This window comes from Mixta sp. BE291, from assembly GCF_031457955.1.
Classification (GTDB): domain Bacteria; phylum Pseudomonadota; class Gammaproteobacteria; order Enterobacterales; family Enterobacteriaceae; genus Mixta.
On sequence record NZ_JAVDXN010000004.1, the window covers coordinates 12,570 to 31,743 of the forward strand.

Annotated in this window: 17 protein-coding genes; 16 read left to right on the top strand and 1 reads right to left on the bottom strand. The window is 53.8% G+C overall.

Annotated elements, in window-relative coordinates:
• Positions 1-96 precede the first annotated feature (96 nt).
• On the bottom strand, positions 97-1,965 hold the full coding sequence (kup, locus tag J2X14_RS10215; RefSeq protein WP_352411112.1) for a low affinity potassium transporter Kup: 1,869 nt from the start codon (positions 1,963-1,965) through the stop codon (positions 97-99).
• 266 nt (positions 1,966-2,231) lie between these two features.
• On the opposite strand from kup, the gene ravA reads away from it, so the two are divergent.
• From ravA to glmU, 16 genes are all read left to right on the top strand, one after another.
• Positions 2,232-3,728 carry an ATPase RavA gene (ravA, locus tag J2X14_RS10220; protein WP_352411113.1) on the top strand — a complete coding sequence of 499 codons (1,497 nt, stop codon included), beginning with the start codon at positions 2,232-2,234 and terminating at the stop codon, positions 3,726-3,728.
• Complete coding sequence (gene viaA / locus J2X14_RS10225) at positions 3,725-5,185, top strand: ATPase RavA stimulator ViaA (RefSeq protein WP_352411114.1); 1,461 nt, start codon at positions 3,725-3,727, stop codon at positions 5,183-5,185. The genes ravA and viaA overlap by 4 nt, the downstream gene beginning before the upstream one ends.
• Positions 5,186-5,303: 118 nt before the next feature.
• A complete protein-coding gene (asnC, locus tag J2X14_RS10230; protein ID WP_352411115.1) occupies positions 5,304-5,777 on the top strand; it encodes a transcriptional regulator AsnC in 474 nt (157 codons plus the stop codon).
• A gap of 156 nt (positions 5,778-5,933) precedes the next feature.
• Complete coding sequence (gene mioC / locus J2X14_RS10235; RefSeq protein ID WP_352411116.1) at positions 5,934-6,374, top strand: FMN-binding protein MioC; 441 nt, start codon at positions 5,934-5,936, stop codon at positions 6,372-6,374.
• Between the two features lie 444 nt (positions 6,375-6,818).
• Positions 6,819-8,708, top strand: a complete 1,890-nt coding sequence (mnmG, locus tag J2X14_RS10240) for a tRNA uridine-5-carboxymethylaminomethyl(34) synthesis enzyme MnmG (RefSeq protein ID WP_352411117.1) — start codon at positions 6,819-6,821, stop codon at positions 8,706-8,708.
• Between the two features lie 99 nt (positions 8,709-8,807).
• A complete protein-coding gene (gene rsmG / locus J2X14_RS10245; protein WP_352411118.1) occupies positions 8,808-9,425 on the top strand; it encodes a 16S rRNA (guanine(527)-N(7))-methyltransferase RsmG in 618 nt (205 codons plus the stop codon).
• Positions 9,426-10,134: 709 nt separating this feature from the next.
• Complete coding sequence (atpI, locus tag J2X14_RS10250; protein WP_103060315.1) at positions 10,135-10,518, top strand: F0F1 ATP synthase subunit I; 384 nt, start codon at positions 10,135-10,137, stop codon at positions 10,516-10,518.
• Positions 10,519-10,526: 8 nt separating this feature from the next.
• Positions 10,527-11,345, top strand: coding sequence for a F0F1 ATP synthase subunit A (gene atpB / locus J2X14_RS10255; protein WP_085069185.1), 819 nt, complete (start codon positions 10,527-10,529; stop codon positions 11,343-11,345).
• A gap of 49 nt (positions 11,346-11,394) precedes the next feature.
• Positions 11,395-11,637 (top strand): F0F1 ATP synthase subunit C, encoded by a 243-nt coding sequence (atpE, locus tag J2X14_RS10260; protein WP_038629267.1) that lies wholly within the window; start codon positions 11,395-11,397, stop codon positions 11,635-11,637.
• A gap of 119 nt (positions 11,638-11,756) precedes the next feature.
• Complete coding sequence (atpF, locus tag J2X14_RS10265; RefSeq protein WP_103060313.1) at positions 11,757-12,227, top strand: F0F1 ATP synthase subunit B; 471 nt, start codon at positions 11,757-11,759, stop codon at positions 12,225-12,227.
• Positions 12,228-12,241: 14 nt separating this feature from the next.
• A complete protein-coding gene (gene atpH / locus J2X14_RS10270; RefSeq protein ID WP_352411119.1) occupies positions 12,242-12,775 on the top strand; it encodes a F0F1 ATP synthase subunit delta in 534 nt (177 codons plus the stop codon).
• Between the two features lie 14 nt (positions 12,776-12,789).
• Positions 12,790-14,331, top strand: a complete 1,542-nt coding sequence (atpA, locus tag J2X14_RS10275) for a F0F1 ATP synthase subunit alpha (RefSeq protein ID WP_352411120.1) — start codon at positions 12,790-12,792, stop codon at positions 14,329-14,331.
• Positions 14,332-14,383: 52 nt separating this feature from the next.
• The gene (gene atpG, locus J2X14_RS10280) at positions 14,384-15,250 is read left to right on the top strand and encodes a F0F1 ATP synthase subunit gamma (RefSeq protein ID WP_352411121.1); all 867 of its coding nucleotides are present in this window, start codon (positions 14,384-14,386) and stop codon (positions 15,248-15,250) included.
• A gap of 122 nt (positions 15,251-15,372) precedes the next feature.
• A complete protein-coding gene (atpD, locus tag J2X14_RS10285) occupies positions 15,373-16,770 on the top strand; it encodes a F0F1 ATP synthase subunit beta (RefSeq protein ID WP_352411122.1) in 1,398 nt (465 codons plus the stop codon).
• A 127-nt stretch (positions 16,771-16,897) separates the two neighbouring features.
• A complete protein-coding gene (locus J2X14_RS10290; RefSeq protein ID WP_352411123.1) occupies positions 16,898-17,317 on the top strand; it encodes a F0F1 ATP synthase subunit epsilon in 420 nt (139 codons plus the stop codon).
• 259 nt (positions 17,318-17,576) lie between these two features.
• The gene (gene glmU, locus J2X14_RS10295; protein ID WP_352411124.1) at positions 17,577-18,947 is read left to right on the top strand and encodes a bifunctional UDP-N-acetylglucosamine diphosphorylase/glucosamine-1-phosphate N-acetyltransferase GlmU; all 1,371 of its coding nucleotides are present in this window, start codon (positions 17,577-17,579) and stop codon (positions 18,945-18,947) included.
• The last annotated feature ends 227 nt before the right edge of the window (positions 18,948-19,174 follow it).

The window sequence follows — 19,174 nt, forward strand, 5'->3', positions numbered from 1 at the left end:
CGAACAGATGCCCCTAAGTACAGCACAGGGTGCCTGACAGGCGCATAAATCCGGCCATCTTTTTCCTGGTTTGTTACCTGAACGCCATATTTGCTGCTAAATCTCTACCTGCGTGCCCAGCTCAATCACCCGGTTCGGCGGGATCTCAAACTGATCGGGCGCGCGCAGCGCATTACGCTGCAAGGTCAGGAACAGCTTGCCGCGCAGATGCAGATACCAGGGCCGTTTGCCGATAATCAGCGCTTCGTGCGACATAAAAAACGAGGTTTCCGTCATCCGACAGTTAAGCCCTTCCAGTCCGCAGCGGTGGAAAATCTCTTCCATATTGGGCTTTTCCCGCCAGCCGTAACTGCCCACCACGCGCCAGAAAGTTGGCGAAAGCTGTTCAATGGTCACGCGGCGGACGTTATGCACGTAAGGCGCATCTTCAGTGCGCAGCGTCAACAGCACCACGCGCTCATGCAGCACCTTGTTATGCTTCAGGTTATGCAGCAAGGCAAAGGGAATCACATTCAGCGCACGCGACATATAAACGGCGGTGCCCGGCACGCGTACCGGCGGCGATTTCTCCAGCGAGGCGATCATCGCCTCCAGCGAGTTGCCATGCTCATGCATACGGCGCAGCAGACGAAAACGCTCGCTTTTCCAGGTGGTCATGATGATAAACATCACCAGGCCCAGGCAGAGCGGCAGCCAACCACCGGAAAAAATCTTGATCAGGTTGGCGGAAAAGAGCGGTATATCGATACACAGCAGCCCCAGCAGGATGCAGCCCACCAGCAGACGATTCCAGTGCCAGTTTTTAATCGCCACCGTACAGACCAGAATCGAGGTCAGGATCATGGTGCCGGTCACGGCGATACCGTAAGCCGCCGCCAGATTACTGGAATGCTCAAAGCTGATGATCACAATCAGCACCGCATAGTAGAGCAGCCAGTTAATCACCGGAATATAGATCTGGCCGGACTCCTCTTCCGAAGTGTGAATAATACGCATCGGCGGCAGATAGCCCAGGCGCACCGCCTGACGCGTCAGAGAGAAGACGCCGGAAATCACCGCCTGCGAGGCGATTACCGTGGCCAGCGTCGCCAGAATCAACATGGGGATCAACGCCCAGTCCGGCGCCAGCAGGAAAAAGGGGTTTTTAATCGCCTCGGGATGCTCCAGCAGCAGCGCGCCCTGACCGAAGTAGTTCAATACCAGCGACGGCACCACGACGCTAAACCAGGCCAGACGAATCGGTATTTTACCGAAGTGCCCCATATCGGCGTACAGCGCTTCCACGCCGGTAATCGACAGCACCACCGCGCCCAGCGCAAAGAAAGAGACCTGTTTGTATTCCAGAAAGAAATGCACCGCCCAGGCCGGATTTAGCGCCTGCAGCACCTCGGGATTGTGAAAAATACTGCGTGCGCCCAGCACCGCCAAAACGCCAAACCACAACAGCATCACCGGCGCGAACAGCTTACCGACCATGCCGGTGCCATGTTTCTGAATAATAAACAGCAGCGTCAGCACGGTAATCGACAGCGGTACAATATAGGTATCCAGCGAGGGCGCAGCGATTTCCAGCCCTTCGATTGCCGACATCACCGAGATCGCGGGCGTAATCACCACTTCGCCATAAAAGAAACTGCCGCCAATCAGCCCCATAATCACCAGCACCGCGGTAGCGCGTCCGCCGGTATGGCGGCCCGCCAGCGACATCAGCGTGAGAATGCCGCCTTCACCGGCGTTGTCGGCGCGCATGACGTAGCTAATGTATTTCAGTGACACCACTAAAATCAGTAACCAGAAAATCAGCGACAGGAAGCCAAATACGGCTCCGCGCTCTACGCCAAAACCAAACTGCCCGGACAGGCATTCACGTAAGGTATAAAGCGGACTGGTACCAATATCCCCGTAAACCACCCCAATTGCCGCCAGCGTGACGGCGGCGAGAGGCTGCTTCTTATCAGAGCTCATAAGGTTATCTTTTGTTGGAGCGAAGTGACGCATCTCTGCGCCCGGCTCATGCCATCCAAAAGCGCACAGTATGCCTGGTTTTCTGTAAAAGCCTACCCCCCACGCCTGAGCAGCTTTTGACAATTTTGGGCAATAAAAGCGTCGCTTCACCGTTTCACAATAAAAAAGCTGACGACTATCAACGCTTTCAAGCATGATAGCTCGTAGTGTTTGCACGCGCTAACCGGGTATAGCATGTGCAGTAGTGACAGGATAATTGACTGATTATGGCTCAACCACATTTACTGGCGGAAAGAATTTCACGTCTCAGCAATGCGTTAGAAAAAGGCTTATATGAACGTCACCACGCTATTCGCCTTTGCTTGTTGGCCGCGCTCAGCGGGGAAAGCGTTTTTTTACTGGGCCCGCCGGGCATCGCCAAAAGTTTGATCGCCCGTCGCCTGAAATTCGCTTTTCAGCATGCGCGTGCGTTTGAATATCTGATGACGCGCTTCTCCACGCCGGAGGAAGTGTTCGGCCCGCTTTCTATTCAGGCGCTGAAAGATGAAGGCCGCTATCAACGATTGACCAAAGGCTATCTGCCTGACGCCGAAATCGTTTTTCTGGATGAGATTTGGAAAGCAGGGCCGGCCATTCTCAATACGCTGCTCACCGCCATCAATGAGCGCCGCTTTCGCAACGGCGACAGCGAAGAACCCATTCCTATGCGTCTGTTGGTAACCGCCTCTAACGAACTGCCCGAAGCGGACAGCGGGCTGGAGGCGCTTTACGATCGTATGCTGATTCGCTTGTGGCTGGATAACGTCCATGAAAAGCATAACTTTCGTAACATGCTGGTTCATCAACAGGATGAAAACGCGAATCCCGTCGACAGCACGCTGTGCATCAGTGACGAAGAGTACCACCAGTGGCAGGCAAGCATCAGCCAGGTTGCTTTGCCGGAGCCGGTATTTGAACTGGTTTATCAGCTGCGTCAGCGGCTGGAAACCTTACCGGATGCGCCCTATATTTCCGACCGTCGCTGGAAAAAGGCGATTCATCTGTTGCAGGCGTGCGCTTTTTTCAGCGGCCGACAGGCCATTGCGCCGATCGATCTGATTCTGCTGAAAGATTGCCTTTGGCACGATCTGCCCTCAATGAAGCTGTTGGATCGTGAAATCGAAACGTTAATGACGCAGGAAGCGTGGCAGCAGCAGCCTATGCTGATTCGCCTGCAGCATATTAAAGCGCGGCGCATGGCGCTGGCGCAGCAGCAAAGCCTCGACCAGGCGATTCGGCTGGAAAAGCATGGCGGAATGTTCAGCCGTAAAGCGCATTATGAGCTTCCCGCTTCGCTGACCGCCGAGTCGCTGACGCTGATGCTGCAACAGCCGCTGGTATTGCATGAGATGCAGGTCACGCATGTCACCATCGCCCGTGACGCGCTGCAACAGTGGCTGCAAAAAGGTGGTGAGGTGCGCGGCAAGCTGAACGGCATCGGGTTCGCCCAGACGCTGGATTTACAGGTGGATAGTAGCGATTGCCTGGCGCTACGCGATATTAGCCTACAGTCATCGCGGCTGACACTGCCGGGCAACGTTGAGCAGAAGACACTGCCAGCGGAAATCAGCGCGGCGCTGGATGAGCTGGAAGACCAGCTGCGCAGCCAGCGCTCGCTCTTTACGCAGTATCAACGCTGCCTGTTTATCAGCGATGACTGGCTGGCCCGTATTGAAAACAGCCTGCAGGATGTGGCCGAACAGCTAAAACAAGCCAGACGATGATCTCTCTTGATACGCTCAGCGCGCTGTTATCGATTAGCGAAGGGGATCTGGTTGAAGATCTGGTGATTGCGCTATTGGCTACGCCGCAGCTGGTGCTGTTTTTTGAAAAATTTCCTGGCATGAAACAGGCGCTGATGCGTGATATGCCACGCTGGAAAGCGGAGATCGTTGCGCATCTAAAAGCAACGCCGGTGCCCATTGCGCTGACCCAGGAATTTACTCTGTTTCAGCATCATCAAACCCTCGATCCGCCGCATTTCACCGCTGCATTGCCCGAGCTGTTAACCCAGCTGGATACGCTGGCTTCGCCTTTTGCCGCTCAGGCGCGGATGCTGGTGGATAACAGCGACAGCCAGCAGTTAAGTCCGGCGCAGCATATGCTGTTTCTTCAGCGCTGGCGGCTCAGTCTGACGCTGCAAACCATGACGCTTAACGAACAGCTGTTGGAGCACCAGCGCGAAGCGCTGTTGGCTGAACTGCAACGGCGTATGGCTCTCAGCGGGCAGCTGGCACCGCTCCTGACCGAGAACGAAGAGGCTTCCGCCGGTCGCCTGTGGGATATGAGCGCCGCGCCGTTACAGCATCAGGATTATCAGCGGCTGGTGGAATATGGCGAGTTCCTTGCCGGACAGCCGGAGCTGATGAAACTGGCGCAACAGCTGGGACGCAGCCGCGCGGCGAAAGCGGCTCCGGCGGAAGAGGCGCCACCGGAAGCGTTGCGTCAGCAGGTACGCGAACCCGCCAGCGTGCCGGAAGAAGTTGACGGCCTGCATCAAAGCGGAGATGTGCTGCGATTGCTGCCTGCCGAGCTGGCAACGCTGGGCATCAGCGAACTGGAGCTGGAATTTTACCGGCGGCTGGTGGAGAAACGCCTGCTGACCTATCGCCTACAGGGCGAAAGCTGGCATGAAAAAATAACGCAGCGCCCGGTCACGCATCAGCAACAGGAAGCGTGTCCGCGCGGTCCGTTTATTGTCTGCGTTGATACCTCAGGCTCCATGGGCGGCTTTAATGAGCGCTGCGCAAAAGCGTTCTGCCTTGCGCTGCTAAAAGTGGCGCTGGCCGACAAACGCCGCTGCTACATTATGCTGTTTGCGCATCAGGTCGTGGGTTATGAACTCACAGCGGAAGATGGCCTGACGCAGGCGATCCGCTTTCTTAACCAGCGCTTTCGCGGCGGCACCGATCTTGCGGCCTGTCTGGAGGCGGTCTTGCAACGCTTACAGGGAAAAGCGTGGCAGGAAGCGGATGCCGTGATCGTCTCAGACTTTATCGCGCAACGCCTGCCGGATACGTTGATCAAAACGCTCAGGCAACAACAGCAACAGCAGCAGCAGCGCTTTCATGCCGTGGCGATGTCGGCACACGGCAAGCCGGGCATTCTGCGCATTTTCGATTACATCTGGCGTTTCGATACGGGCCTGAAGCAGCGCCTGCTGCGGCGCTGGCAGCGTTAGCATTGAGGGCAGTTTGCCTTTGCTTTCCGCGGCGGCAACGGTAGGATGCCTCAGGCCAGCCGCGCATCTTATTGTCCGGCTCAGCAAACGTCCCTTCCCTCTTTATTCTTAGCCAACCATGGAGCGTAACGTGGCAGAAACGCTACAACTCGATAATCTGGATCGCGGTATTCTCAATGCGCTGCTGGACAATGCCCGTACCGCCTATGCCGAACTGGCCAAACAGTTTAATGTCAGCCCCGGCACCATTCATGTGCGGGTAGAGAAGATGCGCCAGGCCGGTATTATTAAAGGCACGCGCGTCGAGATCGATCCCAAAAAGCTGGGGTATGACGTCTGCTGCTTTATCGGCATTATTCTAAAAAGCGCCCGCGATTATCCGGCGGCGCTGGCGAAGCTGGAAGCGCTGGATGAAGTCGTGGAGGCCTGGTATACCACCGGTCACTACAGCATCTTTATTAAAGTGATGTGCCGCTCGATCGACGCGCTACAGCTGGTGCTGATCAACAAGATCCAGACCATTGATGAAATCCAGTCCACCGAAACGCTGATCTCCTTACAGAACCCGATCATGCGTACCATCAAGCCCTGAGTTGTGCATAAACTTATCCCGATCGTGGAGCCGCGCCGGACAGGCGGATCCACGCATTAACCCACATTAATCTTCCTGTTTTCCACAGGTAGATCCCAGCCTGATCACAGCGTACAATGCTCGCTCTTGATGACCGCGCGTTGCAGGATCGCACCTATGGCAGATATCACTCTTATTAGCGGCAGCACTCTGGGCAGTGCGGAATATGTCGCCGAACATCTAGCTGATAAGCTGGAAGAAGCGGGCTTTTCAACCGAGACGCTGCACGGCCCGACGCTGGATGCGCTCCCTTTAAATGGTCTGTGGCTGATTGTCAGTTCCACCCACGGCGCTGGCGAACTGCCAGATAACCTGCTGCCTTTATATGAAGCGCTGGAACAGCAGCGTCCGGATCTCGCAGGCGTACGCTTTGGCGCAGTGGGCATTGGCAACCGTGAATACGATCTTTTTTGCGGCGCCATTAAGCAGTTTGAGCAGCTGATCGTGAGCCTGGGGGCAAAACGTATCGGCGAGCGCCTGGAAATTAATGTGCTCGAGCATGAGATCCCGGAAGATCCAGCCGAGGTTTGGGTGGAAAACTGGCGCTCACTGCTATAAAAGACGCGATCGAAGCTGGGATCTCCGCACTTTTTTCGGTTGATCCCCAGTTTTTTCTCCTCTTTTTATCCCAGGATCTCAGGGTAAGTTGTGGATAACCATGCTAGAAAGGGTCTGATAACCGGTAGTTATCCAAGGTATAACCCGTGATGCTTTTTTGCGCTGTGGATAAATGGCCATTTAGATCCCAGCTTATACGGATCAGGATCACCGATCATTCACAGCTAATGATCCTCAACAACTGCTTGATCTGGTAAGCAAAGCCCGGCTTATCCACAGAAAATGGCGATCCTAATAAGAGATCTAACAAAGAGATCTTTAAAAGAATAAAGATCTTCTATTAATTACCCTGCGATCCCGACGCTTTCGTCACGCTATGAATTTGAGTAGAATCCACGCCCCAGGGCAATGATCCCTGATCCGAACACTAACGAGGTATTTCCCATGTTTTATCCCGATCCTTTTGACGTCATCGTCATTGGCGGTGGTCATGCAGGCACTGAAGCCGCTATGGCTGCGGCCCGGATGGGTCAACAAACGCTGCTGTTAACCCATAACATCGATACGCTGGGACAAATGTCCTGTAATCCGGCGATCGGCGGCATCGGAAAGGGACATCTGGTGAAAGAAGTGGATGCGATGGGCGGCCTGATGGCCAGCGCGATCGATCGTGCCGGCATCCAGTTTAGGATACTAAACGCCAGCAAAGGGCCTGCGGTGCGGGCAACGCGTGCGCAGGCTGACCGGGTGTTGTATCGCCAGGCGGTACGCACCGCGCTGGAGAATCAACCCAACCTGATGATCTTCCAACAGGCGGTAGAGGATCTGATCGTGGAAAACGATCGTGTCGTCGGCGCAGTAACCCAGATGGGGCTGAAGTTCCGCGCTCGCGCCGTTGTGCTGACGGTCGGCACCTTTCTCGACGGCAGAATCCATATTGGCCTTGATAACTACAGCGGCGGCCGGGCTGGCGATCCGCCTTCGATCCCACTGGCACGTCGTCTGCGTGAGCTACCGCTGCGCGTTAGCCGTCTGAAAACCGGCACGCCGCCGCGCATTGATGCCCGTACTATCGATTTCAGCGTGCTGGCTCCGCAGTATGGCGACAACCCGATGCCGGTTTTCTCGTTTATGGGCGATGCTTCTCAGCATCCACAGCAGGTACCCTGCTACATCACCCATACCAATGAGCAAACGCATGAGGTGATCCGTCAAAACCTCGATCGTAGCCCGATGTATGCCGGGGTGATCGAAGGGATCGGCCCACGCTACTGCCCGTCGATCGAAGACAAAGTGATGCGCTTTGCCGATCGTAACGCGCACCAGATCTTCCTTGAGCCGGAAGGCCTGACCAGCAACGAAATTTACCCGAACGGAATTTCCACCAGCCTGCCGTTTGATGTGCAGATGCAAATCGTGCGCTCAATGAAGGGGATGGAAAACGCGAAAATCGTACGTCCGGGTTATGCGATTGAATACGATTTCTTCGACCCGCGTGATTTAAAACCGACTCTGGAAAGCAAATTTATCCAGGGCCTGTTCTTTGCCGGACAGATTAACGGCACCACCGGTTACGAAGAAGCGGCCGCACAGGGCATGCTGGCGGGTTTGAATGCCGGACGTCTCTCGGCGGATAAAGAGACCTGGGCGCCGCGTCGCGATCAGGCTTACCTTGGCGTACTGGTTGACGATCTCTGCACCCTGGGCACCAAAGAACCGTACCGCATGTTTACCTCACGCGCCGAGTATCGCCTGATGCTGCGTGAAGACAATGCCGATCTGCGTTTAACGGAAACCGCGCGCGAACTGGGCCTGGTGGATGATGCGCGCTGGGCGCGCTTTAATCAGAAACTGGAAAGCATTGAACTGGAACGTCAGCGCCTGCGTGATATCCACGTTCATCCTAAATCTGCGGATGTCGACCTAGTAAACGCGGCGCTGAACACGCCGTTGACCAAAGAGGCGAGCGGAGAAGATCTGCTGCGTCGTCCGGAGCTGACTTACGCGCGCCTGATGGAGCTGGAAGGCTTTGGCCCGGCGCTTGCCGATCCGCAGGCGGCGGAACAGGTTGAAATTCAGGTGAAATATGAAGGCTATATTGCGCGTCAGCAGGAAGAGATCGATCGCCAGCAGCGCAATGAAAATACCCTGTTGCCGGTGGATCTCGATTACCGCAACGTTAACGGCTTGTCGAATGAAGTGATCGCCAAACTAAACGATCACAAACCCACGTCGATTGGCCAGGCGTCACGTATTTCCGGTATTACCCCGGCGGCCATCTCTATTTTGCTGATTTACTTGAAAAAGCAAGGCTTGTTGCGTAAAAGCGCCTGATGATAAGGCGGGAAACCGCCTTATTTTTACATGCGTACGCTGATGGCTGAGGTAAATTTTGCCAGAAGCCTGCTCCGCCTTTAGCGACTGGAATATTTTGTGATTAATAAACTGACTCAGCTGCTCAACGCAGCCAACATTTCTCTGTCCGATCAGCAGAAACAGCAGCTTGTAGGCTATGTTGAACTGCTGCATAAGTGGAATAAGGCGTATAACCTCACGTCGGTACGCGATCCACAGGAGATGCTGGTGCGCCATATTCTCGACAGCATTGTGGTGAACCCCTCGCTCACCGGTAACCGCTTTATTGACGTTGGCACCGGTCCTGGATTACCCGGCGTCCCGCTGGCTATCGTGCGTCCTGATGCGCATTTCACGCTGCTGGACAGCCTCGGCAAACGCATCCGTTTCCTGCGTCAGGTGCAATTTTCGCTGGGCTTACAGAATATTGAACCGGTACAGAGTCGCGTAGAAGATTTTAGCGGCGAACCGGCGTTTGATGGCGTGATCAGCCGGGCATTTGCCTCGTTGAGCGACATGGTGAACTGGTGTCACCATCTTCCCGGCAGGGAAGGGCGCTTTTATGCGTTGAAAGGGCAGCATCCTGCGGATGAAATTGCTGCATTACCGCCGCAGTTTAAGGTGACAGACGTCGTGGCGTTAAACGTTCCACAGTTAGAAGGCGAACGTCATCTGGTGATTATTCAGTCGCTTTAGCTTTTTGTGCCACCTGATGATGTCTGAATGGGACTTTCTGGGCTTTAAATCTGATTAAAAAATGGTCGCTTGATTGCCAATATTCCCACATATTTTCTACTGTTTTTGTTGCAACAGCGTTAAATAGGTCCGTGGTCATTATCTGAAACTTTCAGTAATATTTAACCTGAATTTTACAAATGTTTATCATGGTGATCACGTGCTTATCGAACAAAACTGCAATAAGTCGCCAGAGTTGAAAATATATCGACTTTATCGCCTGGCGAAAGTAACGATATATTGTTGATGGAAGTTTTAATCGTGGTGTCAAATTAAGCGATTTATTATCTTTAGCGGCATATGCGCATTTTTCCTTTATTATGCCGCTGAATATAAAGGATTTATTTTTTATTTGTGCGGGTTATTTAGGATTATTCCTGCTTAATTTCCCAGCATTATATTAATGAAATGTGATCTAACGCACGCTTTATGAGCGCAAATTTGACGGAATTGTTGTAATAAGCAGGCGGTTTCGTCTGAAAGCGACTTTTAAAAAATAGGGCTGTCGAAAGAAATTTAAATAATTGTTCACCTTTTCGCTACTTATCGATTGAAATTGCAGGTGCTGCCCGTATAATTTGCTCGTTTTTTGCTGCTTGACTCAAAAGAGCAAAGGCAGTTTTATACGACACGCGACATACCCCGAACGGGGCAGGAGAGTATCAGCGTCATGTCAGTGTCTCTTTACAGTGTGAAATTAGCCCGAACCGTGCTGCTATGGCAGCTGGCGACTTTGCTCGTTATCGGCGCGCTGTTTTTTGCCCTTAAAGATTTCACGTGGGGCGCATCTGCCATCGCCGGTGGACTGGCAGCCTGGCTGCCAAACGTGTTGTTTGTGATTTTGGCCTGGCGCCTGGGCGCGCAAGCCCCTGCAAAAGGGCGTATAGCCTGGAGCTTCGCGCTCGGTGAAGCGGTGAAAGTGTTTGTCACCATTTTATTGCTCATTCTGGCGCTGGGCGTGCTTAACGCGGTATTTGTGCCGGTTGGGCTAACCTGGTTATCGGTGCTGGTGGTTCAGATTGTGGCACCGGCTGTAATTAACAACAAAGGGTAAGAGGCATCATGGCTGCAGGAGAAATCTCTACTCCGCAAGAATACATAGGTCACCATCTGAATAACCTTCAGCTGGACCTGCGTACTTTCGAGCTGGTGAATCCGCACGACGCTCCGGCGACGTTTTGGGTATTAAATATTGATTCCATGTTTTTCTCCGTGGTGCTGGGTCTGATTTTCCTGGTGCTGTTCCGCAAAGTGGCGAATAGCGTCACCAGCGGTGTTCCGGGGAAATTACAGGCTGCTATTGAGCTGGTGGTGGGTTTCGTTGACGGCAACGTCCGCGATATGTACCACGGTAAAAGCAAACTTATCGCCCCGTTGGCGCTGACCATTTTCGTCTGGGTTTTCCTGATGAACTTTATGGATCTGCTACCCATCGATTTCCTGCCATATATTGGTGAGCATGTATTTGGTCTGCCTGCGCTGCGCGTGGTGCCGTCCGCTGACGTTAACGTCACGCTCTCAATGGCACTGGGCGTCTTTATTTTGATCCTGTTCTACAGCGTCAAAATGAAAGGTGTTGGTGGTTTCGCTAAAGAGCTGACCCTGCAACCCTTTAATCATCCGCTTTTCATTCCCATCAACCTGATTCTGGAAGGGGTAAGCCTGCTGTCTAAACCGGTCTCTCTCGGTCTGCGACTGTTCGGCAACATGTATGCGGGTGAACTGATCTTTATCCTGATTGCGGGTCTGTTGCCGTGGTGGTCACAGTGGGTTCTGAGTGTGCCTTGGGCCATTTTCCACATCCTGATCATTTCGCTGCAGGCTTTCATTTTCATGGTCTTGACGATTGTCTATCTGTCGATGGCATCCGAAGAACATTGATTTTTTATTAACACTACTGCGTTTTAACTGAAACAAACTGGAGACTGTCATGGAAAACCTGAATATGGATCTGCTGTACATGGCTGCCGCTGTGATGATGGGCCTGGCGGCAATCGGTGCTGCGATCGGTATCGGCATCCTCGGAGGTAAATTCCTGGAAGGCGCTGCGCGTCAACCGGATCTGATCCCTCTGCTGCGTACGCAGTTCTTTGTTGTTATGGGTCTGGTGGATGCAATCCCGATGATCGCTGTTGGTCTGGGTCTGTACGTGATGTTTGCTGTCGCGGGTTAAGCGACAGGGCCAAACAAGAGTTCATCGGCCTGGCGCGTTAAGCCCCAGACGATGAGCAGATTCTGCGGGTTGTCTCTGATAACGGCAGAGTAAGTTAACTTAACAAGAGGCATTGTGCTGTGAACCTTAACGCAACAATCCTCGGCCAGGCCATCGCGTTCGTCCTGTTTGTCCTGTTCTGCATGAAGTACGTATGGCCGCCGATTATGGCTGCCATCGAAAAGCGCCAGAAAGAAGTCGCTGAAGGCCTTGCTTCTGCAGAACGCGCCAAAAAAGATTTGGATCTCGCACAGGCAACTGCGACCGACCAGCTGAAAAAAGCCAAAGAAGAAGCTCAGGTTATCATCGAGCAGGCGAACAAACGCCGCGCTCAGATCCTGGACGAAGTGAAAGCTGAAGCTGAGCAGGAACGTAACAAGATCGTGGCACAGGCGCAGGCGGAAATTGATGCCGAGCGTAAACGTGCGCGTGAAGAGTTGCGTAAGCAAGTCGCGATGCTGGCTGTGGCCGGCGCCGAGAAAATCATCGAACGTTCCGTGGATGAAGCTGCTAACAGCGACATCGTAGATAAACTGGTCGCTGAACTGTAAGGAGGGAGGGGCTGATGTCTGAACTAATTACTGTAGCTCGCCCCTACGCCAAAGCAGCTTTTGACTTTGCCGTTGAGCATCAAAGCATCGATCGTTGGCAGCAAATGCTGACATTCGCGGCAGTTGTCGCCAGCAACGAACAGATGGCCGAATTGATTTCCGGTGCTTTGGCGCCGGAAACCTTATCTGCCTCGTTCATCGCAGTCTGTGGTGACCAACTCGACGAAGCAGGTCAGAACCTTATCAAGGTTATGGCAGAAAACGGACGTTTGTCCGCGCTGCCGGCAGTACTGGAGCAGTACATCCACCTGCGTGACGCCTGGGAGGCGACCGCGGAAGTGGATGTCATCTCTGCCAGTGCGCTGAGCGACGAGCAGCTGACTAAAATCAGCACCGCAATGGAAAAGCGTCTGTCACGCAAAGTTAAGCTGAATTGCAAAATCGATAAGTCTGTAATGGCAGGCGTTATCATCCAGGCGGGTGATATGGTCATTGACGGTAGCGTACGCGGCCGTCTTGAGCGTCTGGCAGACGTCTTGCAGTCTTAAGGGGACTGGAGCATATGCAACTGAATTCCACCGAAATCAGCGAACTGATCAAGCAGCGCATTGCTCAGTTCAATGTCGTGAGTGAAGCTCACAACGAAGGTACTATTGTTTCCGTCAGCGACGGCATCATCCGCGTACACGGCCTGGCCGATGTCATGCAGGGTGAAATGATCGCGCTGCCGGGCAACCGCTACGCTATCGCCCTGAACCTGGAGCGCGACTCCGTAGGTGCAGTGGTTATGGGTCCGTATGCTGACCTCGCCGAAGGCATGAAAGTTAAATGCACCGGCCGTATCCTGGAAGTTCCGGTTGGCCGTGGCCTGCTGGGCCGCGTGGTTAACACCCTGGGTGAACCGATCGACGGCAAAGGCCCGATTGAAAATGACGGTTTCTCTCCGGTAGAAGTGATCGCGCCTGGCGTTATCGATCGTCAATCCGTTGATCAGCCGGTTCAGACTGGTTACAAATCTGTTGATGCGATGATTCCAATCGGCCGTGGCCAGCGTGAGCTGATCATCGGCGACCGTCAGACCGGTAAAACCGCTCTGGCTATCGACGCCATCATCAACCAGCGCGATTCCGGCATCAAATGCGTGTACGTGGCTATCGGCCAGAAAGCGTCCACCATTGCTAACGTAGTGCGTAAGCTGGAACAGCACGGCGCACTGGCTAACACCATCGTGGTGGTTGCCTCTGCCTCTGAATCCGCTGCGCTGCAGTATCTGTCTCCATACGCAGGTTGCGCTATGGGCGAATACTTCCGCGACCGTGGCGAAGATGCGCTGATCGTGTACGATGACCTGTCTAAACAGGCCGTTGCTTACCGTCAGATTTCTCTGCTGCTGCGTCGTCCGCCGGGCCGTGAAGCATTCCCGGGTGACGTGTTCTATCTCCACTCTCGCCTGCTGGAGCGTGCCTCCCGCGTAAACGCTGAATATGTTGAAGCGTTTACCAAAGGTGAAGTTAAAGGTAAAACCGGTTCCCTGACTGCCCTGCCGATTATCGAAACGCAGGCGGGTGACGTTTCCGCGTTCGTTCCGACCAACGTAATCTCTATTACCGATGGTCAGATCTTCCTGGAATCTAACCTGTTCAACTCCGGTATTCGTCCGGCTGTTAACCCGGGTATCTCCGTATCCCGTGTTGGTGGTGCCGCGCAGACCAAGATCGTGAAGAAACTGTCCGGTGGTATTCGTACCGCGCTGGCACAGTATCGTGAACTGGCAGCCTTCTCTCAGTTCGCTTCCGATCTGGACGATGCGACCCGTAAACAGCTGAGCCACGGTCAGAAAGTGACCGAGCTGCTGAAGCAGAAACAGTATGCGCCGATGTCCGTAGCCCAACAGGGTCTGGTGCTGTTCGCCGCTGAGCGTGGTTACCTGAACGACGTCGAACTGGCGAAAGTGGGTAGCTTTGAAGCTGCGCTGTTGGCCTATGCCGATCGCGAACACGCCGAGCTGATGCAGGAAATCAACCAAACTGGTAACTACAACAACGATATCGAAGAGAAGCTGAAAGGCCTCCTCGAAACGTTTAAAGCAACCCAGTCCTGGTAATGTCTGGCGGCTTGTCTGAAAAGGCAGGCCGCAAGGCTTTGAGGAGAAGCTAATGGCCGGCGCAAAAGAGATACGTACCAAGATCGGAAGCGTGAAAAACACGCAGAAGATCACCAAAGCGATGGAAATGGTCGCCGCCTCCAAAATGCGTAAAACGCAGGAACGCATGGCGGCCAGCCGTCCGTATGCAGAAACCATGCGCAAAGTGATTGGTCACATTGCGTTAGGTAATCTGGAATACAAGCACCCTTACCTGGAAGAGCGCGACGTTAAGCGCGTCGGCTATTTGGTCGTTTCTACCGACCGCGGGCTTTGTGGTGGTTTGAACATTAACCTGTTCAAAAAATTGCTGGCAGAGATGAAAGCCTGGTCTGATAAAGGCGTTCAGAGCGATCTGGCGATTATCGGTTCCAAGGGGCTGGCTTTCTTCGGTTCTGTAGGTGGCAATGTCGTGGCACAGGTGACCGGTATGGGTGATAACCCTTCCCTGTCTGAACTGATCGGCCCGGTAAAAGTCATGCTGCAGGCCTATGACGAAGGTCGTCTCGACAAGCTGTATGTGGTCAGCAACAAATTTAACAACACCATGTCCCAGACTCCAACGATTACCCAGCTGCTGCCGTTACCGCCAGCGGAAGAGGAAGAAGAGTTGAAGAAAAAAACCTGGGATTACCTGTATGAACCCGATCCGAAATCGCTGCTGGATACCCTGCTGCGTCGTTATGTCGAATCTCAGGTTTATCAGGGTGTTGTGGAAAACCTGGCCAGCGAACAGGCCGCACGTATGGTGGCGATGAAAGCGGCGACCGACAACGGCGGCAACCTGATCAAAGAGCTGCAGTTGGTTTACAACAAAGCTCGTCAGGCCAGCATCACCCAGGAACTTACCGAGATCGTCTCGGGGGCCTCCGCGGTTTAACCAGGTATACCCCGTCACTGGCGCGGCTGCCGACAGGTTGACCGGGCAGCTGAGCGTAACGCGCGATCAATGCTGCGACGACCATGACGATGGGTAGAAACGAATTAGGTAGAGGATTCAAGATGGCAACTGGAAAGATTGTCCAGATCATCGGCGCCGTAGTTGACGTCGAGTTCCCTCAGGACGCTGTACCGCAGGTGTACAACGCCCTTGAGGTTAAAAATGGTGATGCGCGTCTGGTGCTGGAAGTTCAACAGCAGCTGGGCGGCGGCGTGGTTCGTACCATCGCTATGGGTACTTCTGATGGCCTGAAACGTGGCCTGGAAGTCGCTGACCTTCAAAAGCCGATTCAGGTACCGGTGGGTAAAGCTACCCTGGGCCGTATCATGAACGTGCTGGGCGAGCCGATCGATATGAAAGGCGAGCTGAAAGATGAAGACGGCACTGAAGTAGAGATCGCCTCTATTCACCGTGCTGCGCCTTCTTACGAAGATCAGTCAAACTCGCAGGAACTGCTGGAAACCGGCATCAAGGTTATCGACCTGATGTGTCCGTTTGCTAAAGGCGGTAAAGTTGGTCTGTTCGGTGGTGCGGGCGTAGGTAAAACCGTAAACATGATGGAGCTGATCCGTAACATCGCGGCTGAGCACTCAGGTTACTCGGTATTTGCCGGTGTGGGTGAGCGTACTCGTGAGGGTAACGACTTCTACCACGAAATGACCGACTCCAACGTAATCGACAAAGTTGCGCTGGTTTATGGCCAGATGAACGAGCCGCCGGGTAACCGTCTGCGCGTGGCACTGACCGGTCTGACCATGGCGGAAAAATTCCGTGATGAAGGCCGCGACGTTCTGCTGTTCATCGATAACATCTATCGTTACACCCTGGCCGGTACTGAAGTATCCGCGCTGCTGGGTCGTATGCCATCTGCCGTAGGTTATCAGCCGACGCTGGCAGAAGAGATGGGCGTGTTGCAGGAACGTATTACCTCCACCAAGACTGGTTCAATCACCTCTGTACAGGCCGTTTACGTTCCTGCGGATGACTTGACTGACCCGTCTCCGGCGACCACCTTCGCCCACCTTGACTCTACCGTTACCCTGAGCCGTCAAATCGCTTCTCTGGGTATCTACCCGGCCGTTGACCCGCTGGATTCCACCAGCCGTCAGCTGGATCCGCTGGTTGTTGGTCAGGAGCACTACGACACCGCGCGTGGCGTGCAGTCTATTCTGCAACGTTACCAGGAACTGAAAGACATCATCGCCATCCTCGGTATGGACGAACTGTCTGAAGAAGACAAACTGCTGGTGGCGCGCGCGCGTAAAATTCAGCGCTTCCTGTCTCAGCCGTTCTTCGTGGCAGAAGTATTCACCGGTTCTCCGGGCAAATACGTTACGCTGAAAGACACCATCCGTGGCTTTAAAGGCATTATGGACGGTGAGTTCGATCACCTGCCAGAGCAGGCCTTCTACATGGTTGGTGCCATCGAAGAAGCCGTGGAAAAAGCGAAGAAACTGTAATGACTTCCCTCTGACTATTAGGACGGGACGGCACAGATTTCCCGGATCGCTGGCTTAAGACGGTGATTCGGGAATTTCCAGGCGGCTCAGTCTTTAATAGTGCGGGGAGTTTTTCGGGAGGTTGAAAATGGCTATGACTTATCACCTGGATGTTGTCAGCGCAGAACGGCAGATGTTCAGCGGTCTGGTACAGAAAATTCAGGTGTCAGGTAGCGAAGGTGAGCTGGGTATTTTCCCTGGCCACACGCCGCTGCTGACCGCCATTAAGCCTGGCATGGTGCGCATCGTTAAACAGCACGGCGAAGAAGAGTATATCTATCTCTCTGGCGGCGTGCTGGAAGTACAGGCTGGTACGGTTACCGTCCTGGCTGATACGGCGATTCGCGGCACAGATCTTGATGAAGCGCGTGCGTTAGAAGCGAAACGCAAAGCGGAAGAGCATATTCACAAAGCACACGGCGACGTGGACTATGCTCAGGCCTCGGCAGAACTGGCGAAAGCCATTGCCAAGCTGCGCGTCATCGAACTGACCAAGAAAGCGATGTAATCAGGCTTAACAGCAGCGAATAATGCCAGCCCAAACGGGCTGGCATTTTTTTTGTTCTCCGCCCCGCTCCCCTTCTTGCTACACAGCTAAAATTAAGCAACTAAAAAACGCCTTTTTTCGTTGTATTTATCAGCAACGGCGGTGCATTCTTTGTCATGGTTATAATCGGAAAGCCGGTTAATTTCGCCAGGAGAAAAATGTAGTAATCTCAGGATGAAACCGTTTAACTTTCCTCTGTAAAAATTCTATCAGGATGGCTATGTCTAACAGCGCAATGAGCGTGGTGATCCTTGCTGCCGGCAAGGGAACACGCATGTATTCCGATCTTCCTAAAGTCCTGCACACTCTGGCGGGAAAGCCCATGGTTCAACACGTTATCGATGCTGCTAAAGGCGTCGGCGCGCGCGCCATCAATCTGGTTTACGGTCACGGCGGCGATCGGCTGAAAGCCACGCTGGGTGACGATGCGCTGAACTGGGTGTTGCAGGCTGAGCAATTAGGAACCGGACACGCAATGCAGCAGGCCGCTCCTTTCTTTGCCGATGACGAAGATATTCTGATGCTGTACGGCGACGTACCGTTAATCACCATGGATACGTTGACGCGCCTGTGCGCCGCGAAACCTGCAGGCGGAATCGGCCTGTTAACCGTGACGCTGGATAATCCCACCGGTTACGGACGTATTGTGCGTGAAAACAGCGAGGTCACCGGCATCGTTGAGCAAAAAGATGCAACGCCTGAGCAGCTGGCGATTCATGAGATCAACACCGGTATTTTGGTCGCTAACGGCGGCGATTTAAAACGCTGGTTGAGTCAGCTCACCAATAACAACGCTCAGGGCGAATATTACATTACCGACATCATTGCGCTGGCTTCGACAGAAGGTCGGGCTATCGCTACCGTTCAGCCATCACGCATTAGCGAAACGGAAGGCGTTAATAATCGCTTGCAGCTGGCGCGGCTTGAGCGGATTTACCAGGCCGAACAGGCAGAAAAACTGTTGCTGGCTGGCGTTATGCTACGCGATCCGGCGCGCTTCGATCTGCGCGGCACGCTGCAACACGGCCGCGATGTCGAGATCGACAGCAACGTGATCCTCGAAGGTCAGGTTACGTTGGGTAACAACGTTAAGATCGGCGCAGGCTGCGTCATTAAAAACAGCGTTATCGGCGACGGCTGTGAAATCAGCCCGTACAGCGTGATTGAAGATGCGCAGCTGGACGCGGCCTGTACCGTTGGGCCGTTTGCGCGTTTGCGTCCGGGCAGCCAGCTGGGCGAAGCCGCGCACGTCGGCAACTTTGTTGAGATGAAAAAAGCGAAACTGGGCAAAGGCTCGAAGGCCGGACACCTGAGCTATCTGGGCGATGCCGAAATCGGGTCGGGCGTAAATATCGGCGCAGGCACCATTACCTGCAACTATGACGGCGCCAATAAATTTAAAACGGTGATCGGGGATAACGTTTTTGTCGGCTCCGATACGCAGCTGGTGGCGCCGGTAACGGTCGCCAGCGGCGCGACTATCGCGGCGGGCACCACCATCATGCAAGATGTCACCGCCGGTGAACTGGTCTATAACCGTAAAGAACAAATTCAAAAATCGGGCTGGCAACGCCCGGTGAAGAAGAAGTAAACATAAAAAAATAACGCTAAATAATTCGGGCTGTATGAAGGCGGCAACGCAGCGAATCGCCGGCCCTTTAGGGCGAGGCTCAAAGAGCTGAGTAAAGCCAACGCACATATGGCCTGAAGTATGACGCGTTTAATCCCCACTCTCTACAAGGCTCGGGGAAACCAGCACCGCTGGTATATCAGGTCATGACAACGTTAGGCGCATGAGCGCCATGAGTCAGGAATAGA